22 protein-coding genes are annotated in these 22,226 nt (G+C 46.0%); all 22 read right to left on the bottom strand.

All coding sequences use genetic code 11. The features are described from left to right. Positions 1 to 20: 20 nt before the first annotated feature. Positions 21 to 2,354, bottom strand: a complete 2,334-nt coding sequence (locus DW720_RS00290; RefSeq protein ID WP_015573061.1) for a VirB4-like conjugal transfer ATPase, CD1110 family — start codon at positions 2,352 to 2,354, stop codon at positions 21 to 23. Continuing rightward, positions 2,347 to 2,712: a PrgI family protein gene (locus tag DW720_RS00285; RefSeq protein ID WP_015573062.1), complete on the bottom strand. Its 366-nt coding sequence runs from the start codon at positions 2,710 to 2,712 to the stop codon at positions 2,347 to 2,349. Before DW720_RS00285 ends, DW720_RS00290 begins: the two co-directional genes overlap by 8 nt. Continuing rightward, entirely contained in the window at positions 2,712 to 2,897 is a 186-nt protein-coding gene (locus tag DW720_RS00280) for a hypothetical protein (protein ID WP_015573063.1), read from the bottom strand. The genes DW720_RS00285 and DW720_RS00280 overlap by 1 nt, the downstream gene beginning before the upstream one ends. Positions 2,898 to 2,911: 14 nt before the next feature. Continuing rightward, positions 2,912 to 3,748, bottom strand: coding sequence for a hypothetical protein (locus tag DW720_RS00275; protein ID WP_003525214.1), 837 nt, complete (start codon positions 3,746 to 3,748; stop codon positions 2,912 to 2,914). 73 nt (positions 3,749 to 3,821) lie between these two features. Beyond that, the gene (locus DW720_RS00270) at positions 3,822 to 4,181 is read right to left on the bottom strand and encodes a glutamyl-tRNA amidotransferase subunit A (protein ID WP_014635894.1); all 360 of its coding nucleotides are present in this window, start codon (positions 4,179 to 4,181) and stop codon (positions 3,822 to 3,824) included. Positions 4,182 to 4,195: 14 nt separating this feature from the next. Beyond that, complete coding sequence (locus DW720_RS00265; RefSeq protein WP_024721685.1) at positions 4,196 to 5,992, bottom strand: VirD4-like conjugal transfer protein, CD1115 family; 1,797 nt, start codon at positions 5,990 to 5,992, stop codon at positions 4,196 to 4,198. Continuing rightward, the gene (locus tag DW720_RS00260; protein ID WP_002606285.1) at positions 5,979 to 6,182 is read right to left on the bottom strand and encodes a hypothetical protein; all 204 of its coding nucleotides are present in this window, start codon (positions 6,180 to 6,182) and stop codon (positions 5,979 to 5,981) included. The genes DW720_RS00265 and DW720_RS00260 overlap by 14 nt, the downstream gene beginning before the upstream one ends. A gap of 9 nt (positions 6,183 to 6,191) precedes the next feature. Next, positions 6,192 to 7,076, bottom strand: coding sequence for a hypothetical protein (locus DW720_RS00255; protein ID WP_015573064.1), 885 nt, complete (start codon positions 7,074 to 7,076; stop codon positions 6,192 to 6,194). 5 nt (positions 7,077 to 7,081) lie between these two features. Further along, positions 7,082 to 7,876, bottom strand: a complete 795-nt coding sequence (locus DW720_RS00250) for a PcfB family protein (RefSeq protein WP_003525219.1) — start codon at positions 7,874 to 7,876, stop codon at positions 7,082 to 7,084. Continuing rightward, positions 7,860 to 9,230: a relaxase/mobilization nuclease domain-containing protein gene (locus tag DW720_RS00245; protein ID WP_024721688.1), complete on the bottom strand. Its 1,371-nt coding sequence runs from the start codon at positions 9,228 to 9,230 to the stop codon at positions 7,860 to 7,862. The genes DW720_RS00250 and DW720_RS00245 overlap by 17 nt, the downstream gene beginning before the upstream one ends. Then, complete coding sequence (gene mobC / locus DW720_RS00240) at positions 9,221 to 9,562, bottom strand: plasmid mobilization relaxosome protein MobC (RefSeq protein ID WP_024721689.1); 342 nt, start codon at positions 9,560 to 9,562, stop codon at positions 9,221 to 9,223. Before mobC ends, DW720_RS00245 begins: the two co-directional genes overlap by 10 nt. Further along, on the bottom strand, positions 9,543 to 9,671 hold the full coding sequence (locus DW720_RS00235) for a DUF3789 domain-containing protein (protein ID WP_242989553.1): 129 nt from the start codon (positions 9,669 to 9,671) through the stop codon (positions 9,543 to 9,545). Before DW720_RS00235 ends, mobC begins: the two co-directional genes overlap by 20 nt. Before the next feature lie 148 nt (positions 9,672 to 9,819). Further along, positions 9,820 to 10,737: a DUF3846 domain-containing protein gene (locus DW720_RS00230; RefSeq protein WP_102364678.1), complete on the bottom strand. Its 918-nt coding sequence runs from the start codon at positions 10,735 to 10,737 to the stop codon at positions 9,820 to 9,822. Beyond that, positions 10,734 to 11,687: a DUF3991 and TOPRIM domain-containing protein gene (locus tag DW720_RS00225; protein WP_118749133.1), complete on the bottom strand. Its 954-nt coding sequence runs from the start codon at positions 11,685 to 11,687 to the stop codon at positions 10,734 to 10,736. The genes DW720_RS00230 and DW720_RS00225 overlap by 4 nt, the downstream gene beginning before the upstream one ends. A gap of 16 nt (positions 11,688 to 11,703) precedes the next feature. Further along, positions 11,704 to 12,096, bottom strand: a complete 393-nt coding sequence (locus DW720_RS00220) for a hypothetical protein (RefSeq protein WP_014635901.1) — start codon at positions 12,094 to 12,096, stop codon at positions 11,704 to 11,706. Continuing rightward, a complete protein-coding gene (locus tag DW720_RS15825; protein ID WP_242989552.1) occupies positions 12,086 to 16,654 on the bottom strand; it encodes an SNF2-related protein in 4,569 nt (1,522 codons plus the stop codon). Before DW720_RS15825 ends, DW720_RS00220 begins: the two co-directional genes overlap by 11 nt. Before the next feature lie 1,916 nt (positions 16,655 to 18,570). Continuing rightward, the gene (locus DW720_RS15820) at positions 18,571 to 18,903 is read right to left on the bottom strand and encodes a TnpV protein (protein WP_229105187.1); all 333 of its coding nucleotides are present in this window, start codon (positions 18,901 to 18,903) and stop codon (positions 18,571 to 18,573) included. Between the two features lie 862 nt (positions 18,904 to 19,765). After that, positions 19,766 to 20,449: a hypothetical protein gene (locus tag DW720_RS00210; protein WP_015573070.1), complete on the bottom strand. Its 684-nt coding sequence runs from the start codon at positions 20,447 to 20,449 to the stop codon at positions 19,766 to 19,768. A 5-nt stretch (positions 20,450 to 20,454) separates the two neighbouring features. Next, positions 20,455 to 21,012 carry a hypothetical protein gene (locus DW720_RS00205; protein ID WP_024721694.1) on the bottom strand — a complete coding sequence of 186 codons (558 nt, stop codon included), beginning with the start codon at positions 21,010 to 21,012 and terminating at the stop codon, positions 20,455 to 20,457. Then, entirely contained in the window at positions 20,990 to 21,223 is a 234-nt protein-coding gene (locus tag DW720_RS00200; RefSeq protein WP_015573071.1) for a hypothetical protein, read from the bottom strand. Before DW720_RS00200 ends, DW720_RS00205 begins: the two co-directional genes overlap by 23 nt. A gap of 13 nt (positions 21,224 to 21,236) precedes the next feature. After that, positions 21,237 to 21,830: a hypothetical protein gene (locus tag DW720_RS00195; protein ID WP_015573072.1), complete on the bottom strand. Its 594-nt coding sequence runs from the start codon at positions 21,828 to 21,830 to the stop codon at positions 21,237 to 21,239. A gap of 9 nt (positions 21,831 to 21,839) precedes the next feature. After that, the gene (locus DW720_RS00190) at positions 21,840 to 22,133 is read right to left on the bottom strand and encodes a hypothetical protein (protein WP_003525240.1); all 294 of its coding nucleotides are present in this window, start codon (positions 22,131 to 22,133) and stop codon (positions 21,840 to 21,842) included. Positions 22,134 to 22,226 lie beyond the last annotated feature (93 nt).

The raw sequence follows: 22,226 nt of genomic DNA, 5'->3' as shown, positions 1-22,226 counted from the left end.
TTTACAGAATAGGGCAAGGGTTATGCACCCTCGCCCGGTTTGGTTGTCATCAGCTTATACAGCTTCGTATTCTTCGGGAACTTATTTGCAAACGGCACAAGCGAACTGCCGACCTTAATCAATCCGTGTCCTGCGTCAACATTCGTGATATACGAAAGCTGGAGGTCAGAAATGTTAAGGAGCTTTGCAAGCTCAATTCTGTCGGTTGACGCCTGATTGAGCATAATCAAAAACTCGCTGTTTGCAAGCATAGTTCTCGCTGTATGGCTCTGCAAAAGGTCGTCCACATTCTGTGTAATGCCGGTGGCATAAGCGCCGTACTTTCTTACACGCTTCCAAAGCGTAAACAGGAAGTTTGCAGAATACTCGTGCTGGAACAGGAGGTAGATTTCATCAATGAAGATAAAGGTCTGCTTACCTTTAGCACGGTTCTGTGTAATACGGTTCAGAATAGAGTCGAGGACGACAAGCATACCGATAGGCATAAGCTGCTTGCCGAGGTCAAGAATGTCATAACAGATAAGTCGGTTATCCGTATCAACATTGGTTGGCTTTGCAAAGGTATTCAAAGAACCGTGAGTAAACAGCTCGATAGCAAGGGCGATTTCCTTTGCTTCCGGCTCGTCCTGTTTCAAAAGCTCCGCACGAAAATCCTGCAAGGTAGGAACAGTACCGGTATATCCTCTCTGCTGATAGTCTCGGTAAACACTTGCCGTACAACGGTCGATGATAGATTTCTGCTTTGCTCCGAGGTTTGTACCGCCGATAAGCTGTTCGCAAAGGGACATAATGAACTCGGATTTCAGGATAACCGGGTTTGCTCCGTCGCCGTATTCCTTGTTCATATCCATCGCATTGATATGGCTCGGAGAAGTAGCGGAAATATTGATTATTTCGCCGCCGAGAGCTTTTACAAGCTGCGAATACTCTCGCTCAGGGTCTATGATAATAACATCTGCATTGGAGGAAAGAATGATATTTTCAATTTCACCCTTTGCCGCAAAGGATTTTCCGCCGCCGGATACGCCGAGAATAAAAGAGTTGCCGTTGAGTAGCTGTCTGCGGTCGGCAATAATCATATTTTTACTGATGACATTCTGACCGTAGTAAATGCCGTTTTCGTGGTAAATGTCCTGAACCCTGAAGGGAATAAAGACCGCAAGGCTTTCTGTGGTAAGGGTTCTGAATGCGTCAATCTTGCGTGTTCCAAAGGGCATAGCCGTATTCAGTCCGTCCATCTGCTGATACTTGAGAACGGCAAACTGGCACAAATGCTTTCTTGCCGTAGTAAGCAGAGCTTCGGTGTCGTTATCAAGCTGTTCTTTGGAGTCCGCAGTATGAACCATAGTGAGTACAGCGAACATCATTCGCTGATCACGAGTGGTAAGGTCATCAAGGAACTCCTTCATTTCCTTTTTCTGCTGTTCCATATCATACGGAACGGTAGCGGAAAAGTTATTGTTCTGATTCTGCTTTCTCTGCCAGTTGGTTATATTCGTCTCAACCCCAAGCAGTCTGCTCTCTGCTTCTCGCACCGCTTCATCGGTAGGAACAGGTACGATGTCAATGGACATCATCAGGTTGCGGTTCAGGTCGGTAAGCTCGGCTACCATACTGTCCTTGATATAGGAAGCGTACTCACGAAGAAAAAGGACTCTCCCGTAACGGTTTCCCATTTTGAAGTAGTCCTTTTCAAATTCCATTGTATCGGGGCAAACATAATCCTTGAAATCGTGTCCCTTCTTTCTCGTTTCCTTAATATTGAAGTGGTAGGCGGTTTCCTCCCCGACACGGAAGAAATCGTGGACAATTCTCAGTCTCTCATCGGTTTCAAGCTCCACACATTTGCTTCCGAGTCTTGCAAAGTGGGCAATCAGGTCAGCACCGACACGGGCAAAATAGGTTCGTGCGTCCTCCACGCTCTTTTTATTGATGGAGATAGTAACATATTTATCCTGAACGATGGCATTTGCCCCGGTTGCCTTGTCGAGAAGCATTTTGTTATATTCCTCTCGGTAAACATCAAGCTCATCGCCGGTTTCGGGGATAAGAATGGTTTTCTCAAAGTCAAGACGGTTAAGCCGTCTGTTGTTGATAGTCAGCTTTGTAGTAGCTCCGCTGTCAAGAGAGTTGAGAAGCTCGGAGTATTCAAGGAACATTGCTTCCTTATCCTCACGGCTCGCTACGGCATAGTTAATATCCGTGAACTTGAAGCTTTTGGAATACTTGTCCTTGCCTACACGGAAAATGCCGTCATCATAAATAGCGGTAATGGGAATACAATCCTGTACGCCCTTTGGTACTACGAACTTTTCTTTGTCCTGCTTTAACAGGTTTGTAAGAGTTTTAATCATTGTTCTTATAAGCCTCCTTCTGTTTTTGTTCGATTGTCGGTTTCATCAATTCGTAATAGGTGTTGGTGGAATGAAAGACCAGCTTTTTCGGCATAAGGAACTCGGACTTTATCCACGCCCATATAAATTTCTCAGCCGTCATTCCGTTGTATTTCACAAAGCCGAGAGCCGCAAAAGGGGCAGCTCCCAAAATGCACACCCACGATACAGTTTCTGTTCCGAGGTACGGTTTTAGGAGGAAGTAAAGTCCTACCGCTACCGCACAGGCGAGGACAGAAAAAATGAACTGTCTGAGCGACAGTCCAAAAAACATTGACTCTGTGTAATTTCGTATCTCTCGGTTAATTTTGACTTCCATCAAAAGCTCCTTTCTCTGCGATATGCTTGTTTTGCGTGACGGATTTCATCAGAGCAGACGCAGGTGTCCGCAAGGCAAATCACATTGCCGTTTTTCTTTCCTCCGTAATACACACAATATTTGCAGTCGCAGTCGGCAGGCGTATAGCCCTGCCATCTATCGTTATTATTCTTGTTTTTCTTCATCAGAGAACCTCCCGTTATAAGCCCATCATTTCACGGATAATTCGGTCGCTCATCTTAACCGCACCGACAAGCACAAGCATATTGAATACCAGTTCGCCGATATATGCCCATACCTGAGTAACGGCTGCTGCGTCAGGGTTCACTACCGGCGGCGTAGAAGCAAATAGGGAGAAGATGATACAAGCAAGTACAATTACTGCTCCCTCAAGCAAAACGGCACAGTAGCTCTTTATAAAGCTCTTACCCACATTCTGCGACGGTTCTCCGGCAAATGTGGAAAGCGGTATCGGAGCGAGAGCAGTGTACATATACAGCTTGAAAAATCGTCCGTACACCGTCATTATCATAATGAACGACAAGACCGTGATAAACAGTCCGCCGATAAGAGTAACCGCCCACAATGGGATACTTTCAAAAAATCCGCAGCTTTCAATGGTTGTTACCATTTCAGCAGGTAAAGTTGTTTGATTGGGCGTACCGAATCCCGCAGATGTCATAATGGTTGAAATCGTACCTTGTACGATGTCGAACAGGGCAAGCATAAGCTCCAGCCCGTAGGTAATCACACCTTTGGCAATGGCAAAGCGGATAAACAGCTTTAATGCGTGTTCCGGTTTCTTTACATCGGTAAAACTTCCGCAGGTGCGAACCACACCGACAACAAAAAACAGAACAAGCAGGGCAAGACCGATAGCCTGAACTGCTCCGTTGATATTCACCATTACCGACCAAATACTGCCGCCTTTGAACTGTTGCGGCGAAGTGGTTAGCAACTGCCATATTTCCGAAAGCTTGCTGTTCCAAGTTTCAAGGGCATTTTCGAGGTTCTGAACTACCCAGTTATCACTCATCTGTTTGCACCTCCTTTAAGATTAGGGGCATACCTGAAATGCCAGGTATGCCCCGTTTGATAACTGTGTTCTCTTAACCGGTAATAAGGGTAAGGATTTCCTTTGCAAAGGTAATGATGATACCGCCTGCAAGAGTCAGGAAACCGTTGGCTCTCTGAGACGGGTCGTGAGACTTCAAAGAGAGACCGACCTGAACGATACCGAAGCCAAGCAGGATAAGACCGATGGCACGGATAAGACCGAAGATGAAATCGGACAGATTGTTGACTACGGTAATCGGGTCGCTGGCGGCAAAAGCGGTAACGCTCATACCGCAAACAAGAGTTGCTGCTGCGATTACGGCGCAGTAAGCACGGAAGCCTTTCTGAACCTTTCCGGTCATAGGCAGCTTCTGAGTAGTTTTCTTTTCGTTGTTCTTCTTAAAAATGTTCATTGTGTTTTCCTCCGTTAAAATAAGTTTTTATTCACTTCAAAATCCTCATCGGACAGAAGTTCGTAATTGGTTTCTCCGTAGCTTTCCTCCGGAAGTTCTTCCGGGTCAATAGAAAGAACGGAAATTGATGAGTGCTTGATGGTCACTTCGCCGTGTTTATATGCAGAAGCCTTTCCATCGGTTGTAAGTGCCACATTCGGGTGCTTCAAGATGTCGTACTTGAAGTCCATAACAGGGCGTTCTCCACGAATAAACAGAATTGCATATTGGTTATCAAGCATACGAACCTCATCAGGAGTAAGAAGCTCTCGACCGCTAATCTGATAATTTGTGGAGTAGTTGCCGCTTCGACCGGTACTTTTTCCGAAAGTGTTGGTATCAATGGTTTCCTTGCCGAGAAGCTCGGACACATATTTGTGGGTGCTTTGCTCGTTGCCGCCGAGATATAAAAACTCGTCGCAGTTACCTACAATGCTTTCCCATTGCTTTTCAAACAAGGCTTTAAGCTGTGCCAAGTTCTGCAAGATAATACTTACCGATACCCCACGGGAACGCATAACCGAAAGAATTTTGTCGAAGTCATCAGGGAGTGAAACATTCGCAAACTCGTCCATCAAAAAATGAACGGGAACGGGAAGCGAGCCGCCGTGAATATGGTCGGCAGCATAAAACAACTGCTGAAAAAGCTGTGTGTAAAGGATAGATACCAAGAAGTTAAAGCTGGAATCGTTATCCGGTATCAAAGCGAACAGAGCGACCTTTTTCTCTCCGAGTGACGGGAGGTCAAGCTCGTCTGTGGTGGTTAAAGAAGCAAGACTTTCAAGGTTGAACTTTTCCAGTCTTGCCGCAAGGGTTATCTGTATGGACTTTAAGGTTTTCGCCGCACCTGAATGATAGGAACGGTAATACTTCAAAGCAATGTGGTCGGGATTCGACATCTCCAATTCCGCAAACAGTTCATCAAGAGGAGAAGGTCTTGTGTCCTCCTCGTCCTCAATCGCACCGGCTCTGAGCATTTCCATTATCATTGCAAAGTTCTGTTCATCTTCGGGTGCTTCATAATGAAGATAAAATACAAGTGCAAGCAAAAGCATTGAAGCCGAGGTATCCCAAAAGGGGTCTTGTGATTGACTTCCTTTCGGAGTGGTACTCTTAAAAAGGTTCGTCACGAGCTTTTGCACATCGTTGTCATTCTGCAAATAGACAAACGGGTTATAGCAATGGCTTTTCTCCATTGAAATCAAATCGAGAACACGGACTTCATAGCCTTTGCTTTCAAGCAGCTTTCCGGTATCTCGGAGAATTTCGCCCTTTGGGTCAAGAATGACAAATGATGTGTTGCACTGCATAAGATTCGGCTTGCAGTAAAACCTTGTCTTACCGGCTCCCGAACCGCCGCACACAAGGGTGTTTAAGTTTCTTCGGTGTTTCTTCGCATTGAGTCCGATACAGACATTTTGCGTCATCAGCTTATTTGCAGAAGCCGGAGACTGTCTGTATTTTTTGTTTACGGCTCTTGCATTGCCCCATTTTGCAGAACCGTGTTCTTCACGCCTTCGGTAATTCTTCTGTGTTGAGAAGTAAATCCCAATACCCATTGCATAGCAGAGAAGCAAAACGAGGACAGTTTTTAGGCTGTCCTCGCATAGCTCAATATGAAATGGTTCGTTGAACGCTGTTAATAGGCTCGGCAGTATTTCCGGCAATCCTCCTTTTACAGAGGGTGCAATCAGAAGTGCCAGCCATACGACCGGGATAATACCGATGACGGAAAGAATAATAGCAGACTGCCTCTCGTTATCTCGATTCACAGGAGCGTTCCTTTTCGATAACTTTGAACTTTTTCTTTGGGGCAGTTCCGACCTTGATGATAAGGTCGTCCACCGCATCGGTAGATTTGCCCTCGTTCATCAAATCTGTTTTCTCGTCGTTGAGAGAACGGATAATAATGCCGTGTTCATAATCGTCCAATGCGATATGATACATTTCTTCCTTCGCCATAGTCTCACCTTATCTTTCGTAGTCTTTGCTTCGTTCCTGCTTTTTCTTGTAAAGCTCATCGGAAACACGGGAGTGAATATCCGCCATTGCGTTTCTCGTTTTGGAAAGCTCATAGCGAATGTCCTTCGGCTCTTTGCCGGCGAGCTTTTCAGGGATACGGTTGATAGCAAAATTCTGTGTATCGACGCCGTACTTTTTGCAAAGCATATAGCCGATACATACTGCCTGAAAGCCCATATCCGCTCTGCTGTAACTGTCGCTGTTGATAGAGAGCTGTGCGTGGCCAAGCTCCTGTGCTACGCACTGAGCGACCGCTACGCTGTCTCCCACATCACGCTTTACATACAAGGTCTGTTCCTCGTTGTTATAAAACGCCGCCATATTGGGATACGGAAGCTCATTTGTTGCTTCCACTTCAACCGGGGAAGAATCCAGCATAACGGTAATGAGTGCTTTCGGGTCACGGTTGACAGTCGGTGCAGGCGGTCTTTTGCCGTTGGTCTGCGAAACATCAAAGACCTTTTTCACATTGTAGGAAATGCCGGTCGTACCGTCTTTCTTTGCATACTCGACAGGTTCAAGAATGGAAATGCTTTTCGCACCTTTCTGAATTTTCACATTATCTTTGCTCCAGTCATCAAAGTTTTTAAGCTGGCTTGCTTCGGGAAGCTGCTTGAAAATCAGAAGTGCGTTGACCGCAGAGTATCTGTCAAGACGGCTCTGCGTATCAAGGAAGGCTTTGAACTTTTCCGGGTCGGAAACAATCGCCTTTGCGGTGTCGTCCGCCATCTGATATACGGCTTCTTTTTCAGCCTTCATCTTCTCGGCATATTCCTCTTTGGAAAGTCGTTTGCTCTGCTGTCCTGCCTTAGCAGGGGTAAAATTGTTTGTCATTGTGATTACCTCTCTTTCACATTTTTGCTTTTAGGTTTCGGCTGCTGGTGTACGGTCTGTGCCGGGGCGTTCTTGACTTCCGGCTTTGATACCTCCGGCTCTTTGCGTTCTGCTTCTTTCTGCTGCTTGGACTGTGCCTTATATCGGTCAAGCTTTGCTTTTACCGACGGCTTTCTCTGTCTGTCGCTTACAGTACCCTTATCAGTTTGCATATCTACCGGCTCGGAGTCGTGCCTTGACGGAGGGTTTTTGTCCGTTTTGGCGACTGTGGGGTTTGACTGGGAATACCCCTCTTTCTGAATAGGTTTTCTGACGGCTTCCTCAGTGATGATTTCGTTTTTGGTTTTCGTCGGCTTGTCTTTCTCCAAAGCTTCACGCTTTTCGACAGCCTTCTGAGACTCGGTGACAATCGCAGCCTTATCAACTTTACCGAGTTCAAATCTCTCAACGATTCTCTGAATTTTGGAAGCGTCCTCTGCACGGGCAATAATATCAATCGGGACATTATCGCCCTTTGTGTTTTTATCCCTGAGTACGCAGTAGAGAACGCCGTAGCGTTTTGCCTGCTCGGTAAACTTCTTCAAGTCCTTGTTGGGGATAGAAAACACCTTCAGCTCCTTGCCCGACTTAATCATATTAGTAAGTCGAGCCTTGCCTTTTGTTTTCTGTTCCTGTTTGAGAACAGAGACTAAAAGAACGGCAATATTCTTTGCTGCCGCTCCGCTTAATTTTGCGGCTACTTCAAAGCCTTCAAGCGATAGCCTGACGACCTGTTCTGCCGCATCACCTCCGTTTGTCATTACGGTTCTGCTCCTTTCGTTCTTGTTTTTCTTCGTAAACTCTTACCGTTTCAAGGTTGGCTTCAATAACCTTTGACCTTTCGGCTATGTCATCACAAAGACCGACCTCTTTGCGGAGAGTCCACAGCTTGCTCGTGATTGCCGTAATCTGCTCTTTGACATTTGATAGCTCATCGTCACTCAAATTTCTTCTTAACTGTTTTCGCAGGTGCGTTCTATCGTCAGTCAAGGATTTGATTTGCGACAACACGGACTCTTTATATGAGAAAAGCTGCTCGTCGGTAGAAATGTTCTCCCGTCCAAGCAGCCTTGTCTCCTGAGTGATTTTGTCGAGCTTCAGCAAATCTTCTTTCAAAAGATAGTGAAGCCTTGCGGTATTCTGTTTTTTGTACTTCGGCAGATAACCCAGCTTATAGCAGTAATGCAGATACAGCCCATACAGTCCGCCGACCTTTTTGACTTTGTGTTCTCTTGTGGGCATTCGGTACTGCCTGACTCTTACCGTTTCCTTTGCAAAAGGAACGATAAGAACCTTTTGATTTTCCGTCAGCCTACGCTTGATTGCGTCCTCGGTATAATTCTCTCCGAGTGATTTAAGTCGTATCGGCTTCTTGTATCCTTTCGGGACAATCGTCCAATACTTTCGACTGTCGCTGAGACAATGTTCATAGCCCATCTGAGTCAGGATATAATCAAAGGTCTTTAAGTTGGTGCTGTGTGCAATCGCTTCATCAATGGCGTCACGGGTCATTGAATATCGGCTCGGCATACCGGCTTGTTCCTGCTTGTAGTAATAAGAGGATTGCTTACTGCGGTTTGGGTTCGGATTGTAATACAGTCCGTACTTTTCACAAAGGCAGTCGGCAACCAAACGAAACTTGAACCACGCTTTTTCGTCGCCCCATAACCGCTTGCCGTCCACAAAGGAAACGGAGTTTATTACATAATGACAGTGCAGGTGTTTCGTGTTCAGATGAGTAGTAACCACCACCTGAAATCTTTTGCCCCACACTTCGTTTGCAAATTCCATTCCGATTTTCTGTGCAAGCTCCGGGGATATGTCCTGTTCCTTAAAGCTCAGGTATCCGTGATAGGCTTGAATGCCGTCGTCTTTGCCGTATGCTTTTTTTACAGATATAAACTGGTCTCTTGCGGTCGCAGGGTTGCAGTTGATACCCTCTACGAAAAACTCACGCTCGGTTTTTTCTTCGTCCTTTGCATAGCTGAGAACATCACGGAGAGCCTGATACTGTTCCTCGGTGTAAATGTCTGCCGCCGTCTTTTCGGGATTGGCGGCATAGTCGATTACCTGACCGAGCCTTGATGTGACCGACCACAATTTACTTACTGCCATTTCATATCGCTCTTATCGGGTCTTAAAAAAGTACGCTCCACATCAGCCTGAAACTTGTGCCAACGCTCGGCTTCCTTTTTGAGCTGCGGTGCGTCCACAAATCCGAGGGTGTTTGCTTTCGCCGCAAGCTGATTGATGTTGTTGCCGATAGCGGAAAGCTCACGCATAACATCGTAAAATCTTTCATCGGGCTTTTCTCTCGGCTCGTATCCTCTGAGAAGCAAACGGATAAGTCCGCCTTCGGAAAGACACGCCCGCTTTGCTTTTTTCTGCAAATCCTGAGCTTCTGCCTTGTTCATCAGAATGTGCTTTTCAATGTTTCTCTTGCTCATTTTTATCGCTGTCCTTTCTGTAAATATAGTGTCTGTCCCGGTTTATCTGAAACAGGCACATTGTTGTTACTCCGAAAAAGCCGCCGATGAGTAACCCGGCGGCGACCAATACTATCTCCCGCAAAGCTTATGCTCCTTTCTTGCTTGGGGTATTAGGGGCAACCCCTAACGAGTGTACCGTTTTGGACATTCCTGTCCATAAATGGTCTGCTCGCTAAGATTATGCAGACACTCAGGGTTGCCCCATAGATTGACTCTTATCTCTCCATATCCTTTGAGACAGGCTTATACGGCTTTGCTTCAATACCGTCCAAGGACTTATAAAATCTCTCCGGGTATTTGAACTTTTCCTCGTACTTACGAGCCAGTTCTTTCGGCATACTGAGGAACTTTTCCGACTCAATCGGTGCGTATGCAATGAAGAACTTGCCGGCAATAATGTCGAGCATTTCACGGTTGCTGTCGTCTTTCACATAACATTTTTCAATCTTCCAACCATCCTTGCCGCCGTGTTCATCAGCCATATACGCTTCCAGTCGCACACATTTATCCGAGCCGTCAAGGGAAGAAGCATAGATAGAATATCCTCCCATACCCTCAATGAAAGCCTTATTGTTACTGCTGACAACATAGGTTCTTTGTTCCTCTGTGTAAGGCTTGTCAAAGCTGTCATCCGTAAAAACAATATATCCGGTCGTGTGGTTTCTTTCTTTTTCTGCCTGCCGGAAATGAGCTTTCAACTGCGGATAACTCATCTCAACATTCTCAGGCTCGGAATAAACTGCCCTGTTCAACGGCAAGCCGTTCATCTTTCCTTCATCGTTGCAGATGATGGCAACTTCGTCCTCAAAGGGCATATATTCTTCAATATCTCCCTCCACAAGAGACTGCATTGCTTCAAGCGTATCCTCGATTTCAATGAGCTTCGGATACCTGCCCGGCTCAACAAGAATGACGGAAATCTTCTCAGGTGCTTCTACCTTTTCAAAGGTATCCTCGTTAATATTCAAGGCGAGGGAGCTTCCGTTTTCCCAACTCATATGAATCTGTCCGGCGTCGTCAACGAATTTAACCGTTCCTTTCAGACCGTAGGGCATTTGACTTTCGCCAGCCATTTCAGTGAGTACAATCTGCGTTCCCTCCGGGTACATTTCTCTGATTTCTTTTAGTTTCATCGTGCAAAACTCCTTTCGGTTTTATCTTTTATTCCCAAGCGTTTACAAAGAAAGTCGTTGACATCTTTCCCATATTGGGGAGGGTCGTCAACGACTTCATACTTATCTGAAAGAATCGTCTGCAACGCTTTGGTCGCTTTTCTTCCGGCAATATCATTGTCCAAATGAAGAACAATTCGCCTGATTGTTTTGTCCTTTTCAAGCAGCCTGCCGAGTGTAACAGGCACTTTCGAGTCCTCGATTTTCTGCTTTTGGGAATACACTCCCGCAAGAGAAACAAGGTTAAACTGTCGCCAGTCTTTGCCCTCCAGCTTCATCAAAGTTGCATAGGAAAGCAGGTCAATGGCACACTCAAAAAGATGAACCTCTCCGGTGTTCTCGGCAGTCAGGCGGAAAGAATATTGCTTTTTGCTTCCGGTGCAGTCGCCCATAATTCTTGATTGATTTGTTGCTCTGTATGCGGCGTATTTAGGTTCTTTGTTCTCGTCATAGCCGATAAAAACAGCATTATGATATGGGAGCGACTCGATGATTAGCTTCTGTTCCAAGCAGTAGTTGATAATTTCATAATCAATCCCACGCCCGAAAAGATAATCAAATACCACATCGGTAGTGGGGCTTTTTTCAGGCAGAAGCAAAGGCTGGTTCTCATAACTTTTGATGTTTTCACAAGTCGGAAAGCTGACTGAACCGTTTCCCATAATGGTCTGAACCGCCTCCACAAAATCCATTCCACGGACTTTGATAAGGTAATCGAGGGCAGATTTGCCCCCGATACCTCTCGACCACCACATCCATTTGCCGTTGGAAATCTTCAAGCTGTCGTGGGTTCTTGTGGTGTAGGTGTTACTTGAAAATTTAACAAGCTCGCCCGGTTCATACTCTCTAAGATAGGTTAATAAATCCATTCGTTTGGCTTCGGTTATGACTTCCGGTGCAATATACGGCATAATTATCACCGCCGTTCTACATCAGCAAATCGGCAACCGCTTTCTGTATCGGTTCGTTGATACTGAGCTTTGCAATGATAATGAGTATCTTATCAACAGGGCAGCCGATGTCATTCCAAACAGTCCAAGCACCTCCCGCAAGGTCGTCGTTTTCATACAAAGCAATGATTTCTTCCGGCGAAAACACCGTTTCAATGCTCTGTCGAACCAACTCTCCGTAGAAAGAAAGCTTTGCATTTCTAAGGGCAAATTCTGCTTCCTTTGCGGGCGGTTTGCTTCTTTTCAATTCGAGATATGCTTTATCAAGTCTCCTGACCACAACCATCATCATTGCGTCAAAAGGGTTAATGATTGCTTTTCTGCAAGGGCAGTTTTCTCTTTCCTTATCGGGTGTCATTTTATCGTTCATAGGTTTTCTCCTTTCGTGTGTTCGGCACTTCGCCCTCATCGGGTTCGCCGCCGACAATTTCGTTTTCTCGCTTATCCATATTGAGCAAGATATTCAGCTCGTCCAAGCGGGCAAGCTTTGTCTTTAGTTCTTCCTCTTGGATAAACGGTTTTTGGACTTCTTTCTTTGCGGTTTCCAACTGATTTGTGGTGTTCTCAAGGTCATTTTCCGCAAGCGACAAGCTCTCGGCAAATCTCTCAATGCCGTTATCAAGACGGATAATATTGCCGTGTGCGTCATCACCGAGAGGAACATTTCTGCTTGTCGCACCTTTCAGTCGAACCTCATAATTTCGCTCTGCGGTATTAAAAAGCAGTTCCGTTTCAAACCCTCGGTACTTGCCGAGAGGAATAGGGTCGGGGCTGTTCATCTGCTTGCAGGCTTCAATGATTGCTTTACCGGCGTCGGCTTTTTCGGAATAAAAAACACCCTTAACCTCCATACCGACAAATCGGTCGTCCGTTGGTTTCGGGTGCTGTTTCGCAGTTTCTACATCTTGCTTCAATCCTTCAATACGGTTTTCCAAAGCTGTAATTCGCTGCGGATAATATTTGATTATCTTATCTTCCAAAGCGTATTTTTCAGATAGAAAGTTGGATTTTAAGAGCTTCAGCTTTTGAACTTGAATGTCCAAATCCATCTTCTCCTTAATATACGGGTTGCCGGTGGCAAGCATTTTAATCTCTGCATAGGAAAGGGCGGTTTCATCAATATCCTCGGCAGAACGCACCGGGGATTTGCTCGTCATAATCTGACTGGCGAACTTTTGCTTTCCCTCTACAAGCTGATAGAGATATGCGTCAAAGGTCTGCTCCGTTACATAGCGGTAAATATCTACATCAGGATTTGAGTTACCCTGACGGATAATTCGACCGGAACGCTGCTCCAAGTCTGACGGTCTCCACGGGCAATCCACATCGTGAAGTGCGATAAGTCTGTCCTGAACATTCGTGCCGGCTCCCATCTTTTGCGTAGAGCCGAGAAGCACTCTGACCTCGCCTTTACGGGTCTTTTGGAACAGTTCTTTTTTCTTCACATCGGTATCTGCTTCGTGGATAAAGCGGACTTCGCTTTCGGGGACACCACGCTCTATGAGCTTCTTTCTGATGTCGTTATATACCGAGAATGTTCCGTCATTCTTTGGAGTTGAGAGGTCGCAGAACACAAGCTGTGCCGATTTTTTATCGGCTGTTTCCTCCCAAATACGGTAGATGTTATCGACGCAGGCGTTGATTTTACTGCCCTCAAAATCAGGCAGCATATCGTTAAGCATACGCTGGTCAAGTGCTAACTTCCTGCCGTCGTTTGTAATTTTAAGCATATTATCTACACTCGAATCTACACCGCCGCCACGGACTTTCTCGGCTCGTTCCGCAAGGGAAGCAACCATCTCTTTCTGCATTTCCGAAGGCTTGACCGCAACATTGTGGAAGTGTGCTTCCGGCACAGGCAGTTCCAGCATATCCGCCGTCTTGATGTCGGCGACCTCCTTAAACATCGCCATAAGCTCCGGTAGGTTGTAGAATTTCGCAAAGCGGGTTTTCGCTCTGTAACCCGTTCCCTCCGGGGTAAGCTCAACGGCTGTTACAGTCTCTCCAAAGGTACTTGCCCACGAGTCGAAGTGCTGCAAGTTGTTTTTGACAAGCGTGTTGTACTGCAAGTATCGCTGAATGGTATATAGCTCCACCATACTGTTTGAGATAGGAGTACCGGTTGCAAATACCGTTCCTCGACCGCCTGTAAGCTCGTCAAGGTATCGGCACTTCATAAACAGGTCGGAGGATTTCTGTGCTTCCGTTTGAGCGATACCGCCCACATTACGCATTTTGGTGTAAAGATAGAGGTTCTTGTAATAATGACTCTCGTCAATAAAAAGCCTGTCCACACCGAGTTCTTCAAAGGTAACAACATCGTCCTTTCGGCTTTGGTCGTTGAGCTTTTCCAGCTTTTGTTTCACGGACTTTTTAGACTTTTCAAGCTGTTTAATGGAGAAGTTTTCTCCACGGTTTCGCTTCAAATCCATAATACCGTCTGTCAGTTCTTCAAGCTGCTGCTCAAGAATTGCCCTCTGTCTTTCAATGGACATCGGGATTTTCTCAAACTGAGAATGACCGATGATTACGGCGTCATAATCTCCCGTGGCAATTCGACCGCAGAACTTTTTGCGGTTCTTTGTCTCAAAATCTCGCTTTGTCGCTACGAGAATATTCGCCGCCGGATAGAGTTGTAAGAACTCCGCCGCCCATTGCTCGGTTAAGTGATTTGGCACTACGAACAGCGACTTATTGCAAAGTCCCAGTCGTTTGGACTCCATAGCGGCGGCTACCATTTCAAAGGTCTTGCCCGCACCGACTGCGTGTGCTAACAGCGTATTACCGCCGTACAGAATGTGTGCAACCGCATTTTTCTGATGTTCACGGAGTTCGATTTCCGGGTTCATACCGTTGAAAACAATGTGGCTTCCGTCGTACTCACGGGGTCTTATACTGTTGAACTTTTCGTTATACATCTTCGTGAGTTTTTCTCGGCGGGCAGGGTCAGCCCATATCCAGTCCTGAAAGCCCTGCTTTATGAGTTCCTGCTTTGCCTGTGCGATTGCCGTCTCTTTTTTATTGAGAACGGCTTTCTTTCTGCCTTCCTCATCTTCGATATAGTCAAAGATTCGGACATCTTTCAGGTTCAGTGTTTCCTCAATTATCTTATATGCGTTGATGCGGGAAGTACCGTATGTGCTGTACGCTTTTACATTGGAACGGTCGTAGCTCTTTCCCTCAATGTTCCATTCGCCGGTAAACTGAGAGTAGTGAACCTTGATATTCCATTGTGCATAGCGTGGGGTGTCGAGAAACTCAAACATAAACTGTTGGAATATTTCGGGCGGTATCCAAGTCGCACCGAGCCTTACGGAAATCTCGCTTGCCGTCAAATCCTTTGGCTGCACCTTTTCAAGTGCCTGCACATTGACGGTGTAATCTTCGGGATACAGTGCCGCAGACCTTTTGGCTGTCGCCAGCTTCTCACGAACATTGCCCGACAGATATTCGTCTGCCATCAGATACTTCGGCTCATAGGAATTACCGTACTCATAAAGGGGATTTAAGAAGATTACACCCTTTAAGTCAGCGAATAATTCCTCCTCACTTTTGCCGGACAACTCCATCATATATTCCATATCAATGGCTGCTTTTTCGCCCATAGAGACAGCGAGAGCCTCGTCTGCGGTGTCAACCTCCGTTACCGGCTTGTGCGGTTTAATCGTCCTTTTGAAGAACATATCCGCCTTGCGTTCCAGTTCGCCATCTTCATTGATAACCTCAAGAGCGGAGAGCAGAGCATAGGAGCTGTCGTCGGAAAAGGCAGAAGTATTGGCACGGCTGTTAATCAGTCCGTACTTCTTTGTAAAGCTGTCATACAGTGTGTTCAGCTTATCCTGTGCCTGTTTGATTTCGCTGTCCGGGTAATCCTCGGTTTGCAGTTCAATCAAGTTACGGACGCAATCTCTTATCCCAATCATACCCTTAATGCGGTTCTCAGCGGTTGCAGATACCTCCACCGGGGACATACGGGAGTTCTCACGGAAATAGATTTTATCGTCTAAAACAGTGTAAGAGAAGTTCCTTACCATAGGGTCTGCCGGGATAGAATTATCTTCTTCCTCCAGTTCGTCGGCAACCTCGTATTCGGAGATTTCTCCGTGAATGTTTGAGACTGCTTCGTTCAAAAGCTCCGAAAGGTCGGCATTTTCAAACGGTTCACAGGTTGCTTCCGGTCCGAAGCGACCGCTTACCATTTTCATTTCGCCGAGTATCATTTCCGGGTGCTGAACAAAATATGAGTTCATCCTTATACCGTTTTCGTCGGTGTCAAGATGAACCCAATCCGGCTCAATATCTATGAGTCTGTCTCGCTTTTGCAGAAACAGAATATCGGATACGACCTCTGTCCCGGCATTACCTTTGAAGGTGTCGTTCGGAAGTCTGATTGCTCCGAGAAGCTCCGCCCTCTGTGCGATATATTTACGCACATTGGAGTTTTCCTTGTCCATAGTTCCTTTGCTTGTCACAAGAGCCATCACACCGCCGGGGCGTAACTTATCAAGCGATTTTGCAAAGAAATAATCGTGGATTAAGAAATTGTACTTGTCGTATCGTTTATCGGAGACTTTGAAATCTCCGAAAGGCACATTGCCGATAATGCCGTCAAAGAAGCTGTCGGGGACATTTACTTCCTCAAAGCCCTGTGCCGCAATGGAAGATTTCTGATAAAGCTGCTGAGCGATACCGGCTGAAATGGTATCAAGCTCAACACCGTAAACCTTTGCGTTTTCCATTGACTTGGGCAGCATACCGATGAAATTACCGATACCGCAGGACGGCTCAAGCAGGTTGCCCTCCTGAAATCCCATCTGTTCCAACACCTTGTAAATGGCGGTAGATACTTCGGGCGGAGTGTAAAATGCAGTCAGTGTGCTTTCTCTTGCCGACGCATATTCCTCCGGCGTCAGGATGTTTTTCAGCATTGCATACTCTGTATGCCAAGCTCCTGCTCGTTCGTCGAAGGCTTCGGGAATACCGCCCCAACCGACATATCTCGACAAGATTTTCTGCTCGTCAGGTGTTGCAAAACGGTTTTCGTTTTGACAATCTCTCAGGACTTTTATTGCTGCATAGTTTCGGTGGAAGCGTTCTTTCTTGTTCACTTCTTCAACCTGATTATTGGCAAGGTCAAAGTTGTGTCGTTCGGACATAGGAATATCCGGGTGGAGGTCAAAGCTCTTTACTTTTGACTTTTTCTTTTGCTCCCAAGCGGGGACAATCGGTTCAGGCTCTTTGTCGTAACCGTTGCCGATACGAACACCCTCGTTATACATTTCCTCATCGCTGTCAAAACCGTTTTGAGTAGCAACGATTTCTCTGTAATCCTCAATCGGTACATTCCCGATATTTGTTGCCACCATATCAGCTCTTTCAGTGTTTTCAATAAGAGCTTCCATTGTGGCAGAGGTACAGTCGGTCAAATCCGGTGTCCTGTGAAATTCTCGGTCTGCGTCCACAAACCATTCCGTACCTACATCGGCAAGCTCCTGATTTGCAATGCTACCGAGATAATCAAAGAAATCCTCTGCCGAGTCATACTCCCGTGCGACTTGCTGTATCTCGTCAAAAGAAAGAGTATTTGTAACATACTGACCTCCGGCATTGCTGTCGGGGTTATAGTACATCCAAGTTACACTTTCATTGTCCCGGTCAATAAAGAAGGCGTCGTCATAACCGGTTTTCGGACTGAAATCCGGTACGGTTTCAGTATCGTTTTGAGCTTTATTTTCGCCTGTAACGGTTTTTTCTTCCGCCGGTAATACACTGACCTTCAAGTGGTCGTTCATCGGATTTTCACGCACTTTGCGGTCAAATTCTTCCCTTGAAAGTTCCTTGTTGAATAAGGGCATATCGAAGTCATAGAGCATTACACGGTTTTCATCAAAGGACAAAATCTCATACTGAGAAGCCCCAATATACACGCTGTCGCCGAGATGATATTCATACTGCGCTTCCGGCTCGTCCTCTTTGTTTTCAGGTTCAGGCGGTGCGGTAGAAAGTATCTCACGGTTTTTTCTCTGCTCTGCAAGCTCGGCTCGCCGTTCTTCCTGCTTTTCAAGCCATTCAGGGTACTTTTCTTTTTCCTTTGGGTTTAGGTATCTGTCCATACGGATAAGGTCTCCGATACGCTTTTCCACCTGAGACCAAGAAAGAGTAATGTGCGGCTTGTCGCTTCCGATACCTTTTGAAATTGTGATACCTTTTCCGTCGTGCTGTTCGTCAATGCCTGCACCGATGATGACCGGATAAGAGCCGCCCCAACCGTATTCGTTTTTCAAGAAGTCGGCGTTCTCTTTTGCGGAAATGCTCTTTTCAAACTGCTCATAGATACGCATTTTACCCTCGGAAACTCCGCTTCCACGGGTCAATACAGCGTCTATGATTTCCTGAGAAAAAGTAAAGGCAGAGGTTTTTTGTTCCTCTGCCTGATTTCCCATAATGAGAGTCAACTGACCGTCCATAGACGGAATCGGTTTCATTGTATCGGTCAATTCTCCCAAAAGTCTCATTGCTTCAAAATGCTGTGCGATAACGCCCCAGTCGTAGAAACTCTGAGCGGTTCTGTTTTCGTATTCACCCTCCCACAAGTGGAGGACATTCTGAAATGTTTTGTATCCCACAAGCCTGCCGTCGTTTAAGGTAAGCCGGGTGTAGTCGTTATTGAAGATACCCTTGATATATTCGGTACGGGTCGCATTGTCCGTATTTCTCTCATAGAAGTCTTTGATTTCTTCCTTTGAAGCGGACAAATGCGGGGTAGTACCGAGTATCTCTCGGATAGTATCATCGCCACCGAAAAACGGCAGGCTCTTGTCCTCGTGGTTTCTGTCGTAATACTCTAAGCGAATATTACCTGATTCTTCACGATTTCCTGTGCCGAGTTCCTGATGTTGTTCATCAGGCGAACCCACTTCATCATATCTTCCGCTTTCATCTGCTCCGTCAGCCCGGCTTTCTGTGCCATCTGCTTCACGAGAGTTTCCTCCAGTTCGCTGGCTCTCTGCTGAACCTCCGCCAAGTGACTGTTCAGAATCCCTTTCGTCAGAAGATTGTAGTACAGGATTTTGTGATGTTCCTTCAGATAAGTTCTCCTCATCTGCGACCATCTGCCGAGAGTCACTTCCGTCTGCTCCGGCAGTTTCAGGTTCGGAAGATTGTAATCTCCCACCATCGTGTATGTGATTTCGCTCATCGCTTTGACTCCTTTCGTCTTTGATGTCTTTATTGTATTCGGATTGCTCCTGTTCATCAATTATGCGATTTTCCTTGCTGAGCGTGCTGATTGTTCTGCTGACAGGGAGCAACGCCATTTCTGCAATGTCGCTTGTAGCAATACCCACCGCATTGAGAACTTCCTGTGAATTAAAACTTGAAATACCGGCAAAGTCATCGGGAGAATAGACCTTGTCTGCGTTCAGTCCCAATCGTGCCATAACCATATATGATACGCTGTTTCTGACAAGCTCCAAATACAAGGCATTTGCTTCGTCGGCAGACAAATACTCAATATCGCTTCCTGCACCCAAACTCATAAAGTCGGAGATATAGTCTGCGATGTTATCCTCAACGGCATTGGCAATGCTCTCTTTGACGACATTTTCAATACTCGTTGTATCGTTTACCGCACCGAAAGTATTTTCAAGTGTTTCAATAACTTCTGCTTCATATTCGGGTCTCATCTCCCAAATCGGAACAGGGCGGGAATGTCGACTTTCGTGGGTGTCCGATATATCAAAGTAATGAATCAGCCTTTGACGGCTTCTGTCTGTGTCCTCAAATACGGCAATACCCTTTGCTCCTCGGTTTACCCAGCGACCGAAAGTACCGTTCCATCGTTCGATTTCAAGCACGGCTGTTGCGTCGGGTCTTTGGGCATAAATGAGAAGCTGTTCATCAAATCGGAGCCTGAAATTTCTGCCTGCTGTTTTCAGAAACGATTGCCAGTTTACCGGATTGTCTGTAACTGCAAAACAGGTTCTTTCATACAGCTCTGAAATCAGGTCAAATTTTCTTGCCACCTCGTCTGCACCTCCTTATCGTGTTTTTTCTTTGTCCTTTGCGGATTTCGTGTTTTCTTTTGCGGCTGGTTCTACGGTATGACCGTTTCTCTCGCAAAGCTCGGCAAATTCGCAGATATGGTAGAGATTTGTGCCGACCTCCAAATGGTAGTCGTCGATATATCTGCAAGTTCTCTCCATTGTTTTGCCGTCGCCGAGCTTGATTGAGATTTTTTCTCCGTCCGCAATGCGAAACTGCTCCTGATAGTGCGGGTTGATAAATCGGATACCTCGCTCAGCGTTTTTCAAGTGGGCATTTAGCCACTCTTTCTGATAGCAATAGCAGTACAGATTGTACTCGCCCCTGTTGGGGTTAAATCTCATAAGATAGCTGTACTTTCCCGTATCAAGACGGATGCCGTAGTGGTTGCAGTCATCATTAAAGGAGCTGTCGGGAGTGGAATAACAGTAAGAGGACATAGCCTTTCTGCCGGACAAAACATCGCCGTCACGCAATCCGTTTATGACTTCATCAAATTCAGCCTTAAATTCATCGGTTTTCAAGTCTTTTCTGAAATCGTTCCAAGTCGTCCAAAACTCGTTCCCGTTAGAACCGAAGTCGGCTCTCAAATATCCGATAAGACCGGTCTGCATAGAGAGCTGCTGACTTTGGCTGAAGGTGTATTTACGCTCTGCTTCGGTCAATACTCTGTAATCCATTTTCATCACCTCGCTTGTTCGTTTGTTTGTCTTTGCTTTGGAATAGGAAAACCATAAACTCCGGCAATGTCATCGCCGAGCCTTTTGGTAACTCGTGTGATGTCGGCTCTTGTGGCTTTTCCGTTATAGATTTTATCTTGCAGATTTTCAATCTGCGTATCGGTAACACCGTCTTTGAATACACGGTAAAGATAATGGTTTGTACCGTCGTGATGAACGGCGTCGGCACGAAGGTCGCCGTACTTATCCACATACCATTCGTTGTAATCGGTATCGGAATAAAGGCAGTCCTTAATGTTGCCGGAATCAATCATCTTGTAGCCCGACACTCTGCCGTTCCATCTGCCGAGGTCGCCGATAACAATAATCGGCTGTGAAAGCTGAATATTGAGATTTACTCGTTCATCATAAAGATTTTCGGCATTGGATTTTACCATAATGTCGTAAAGCTCATCATCGGAATATCCGGGATACAGTTCCTCCAAAGACTCTCGCCAATCATCAAGGTCAAGGCTAATGTCGCTCCAAATGATATGGCGGTCATTCTGTTCCTGCCTGCTCATCAGTGCCACCTCCCAAATAAGAGAACAGCTTATTGGCTTTGGTCTGCTTCTGAAACTCGATAATCAGACTCATATCCGGAATAGTGATACCCGGAATTTTCAAAATGCTCTCCATGTCGAGCTGCTGCAATTTCTTTTCGGTATTGCAGCCTGCGTCAAACAGTTTCGTCAGAAGCTTTGTCTTTTGCTGAAAAGTGAAATTTTCCTTCATTGCTTTGTCCTCCTTATCGTTCTTTGTCTTTATTTCGCTTCTTGTTTGAAAGCTCTTGTGCCTTTTCCTTTGCCCATTCAGGCAGACGCTCAGGCTTTATTTCGCCCATAACATCCATTCTTTCATATCGGGTTGATTTGCCGGTGTGAAGATTGGTACAAAACACGGCACTTCCACGGCTGTTTGCCGACGCACCGAAACCACCTGTAACATAGTAGAGCTGTCTGTCGGCTCTCTGAAATTCAGGCTTTAATACCTTGGGGTCAATGGCTATGATTTTGCCGTTGATGTCTTTGGAATAGTGGTCGGGGATACAGTCGGCTTCTGTTATGAGTGTGATTGGAATATCCAGTTTTTCGACCTGTTCCTTGAAAAGCTCCGCTTCATTTGCCACACGGCTTCCGAAAAGGTGTACGATTTCGATATAGTCATCGCTTACCATACATTCCGAACACAGTTCAAACAGGTCGTTTCGCTCTGCAAAGCCGCACATAAATTTATCGCCGTTTGTACTTTGCTCATTGGAAGCCAAGATAACTTCCTTTTCGCCCACATTGACCGAGCAAAGAACAGTGTATTCACCGATTTTTCTTTTTCCCTCGTTCATATCCACACCTCAGCTTACTTCAATCACAATTCTGATGTTTCCGCAGTCGCAGCCACTGCACTGCCTTGACAGTTCGGGAAATAGGGATTGCACTCTCTGTCTTGCTCTGCGGATAGTCTCAAAGCACGGCAAGCCGTAGCCTTTATAGTTGTTGACTATATCCTCAAGCGGTAAATCTCCGACTCTCATATAGCTGTATCGGTTGTAATAGCAAAGGATAAGCTGCATATCGTCATACCTCGTTTCGGGGCATTCTCTGAGTATTGCAAGCACCTTGCTGTCAACCGTCTTTTGCTTATTCATAATGCACCTCCGTAAAAGAACGGTGGGCGAAGTTTTCACTCCGCCCACACAAGCGTTCCTTATTTCTTTCTGTTCTTAATCTGCAAGAAGATA

The sequence above is a fragment of the Clostridium sp. AM27-28 genome, assembly GCF_003480955.1.
GTDB lineage: Bacteria > Bacillota > Clostridia > Lachnospirales > Lachnospiraceae > Otoolea > Otoolea fessa.
This window is presented reverse-complemented; position numbering and strand designations above follow the sequence as displayed.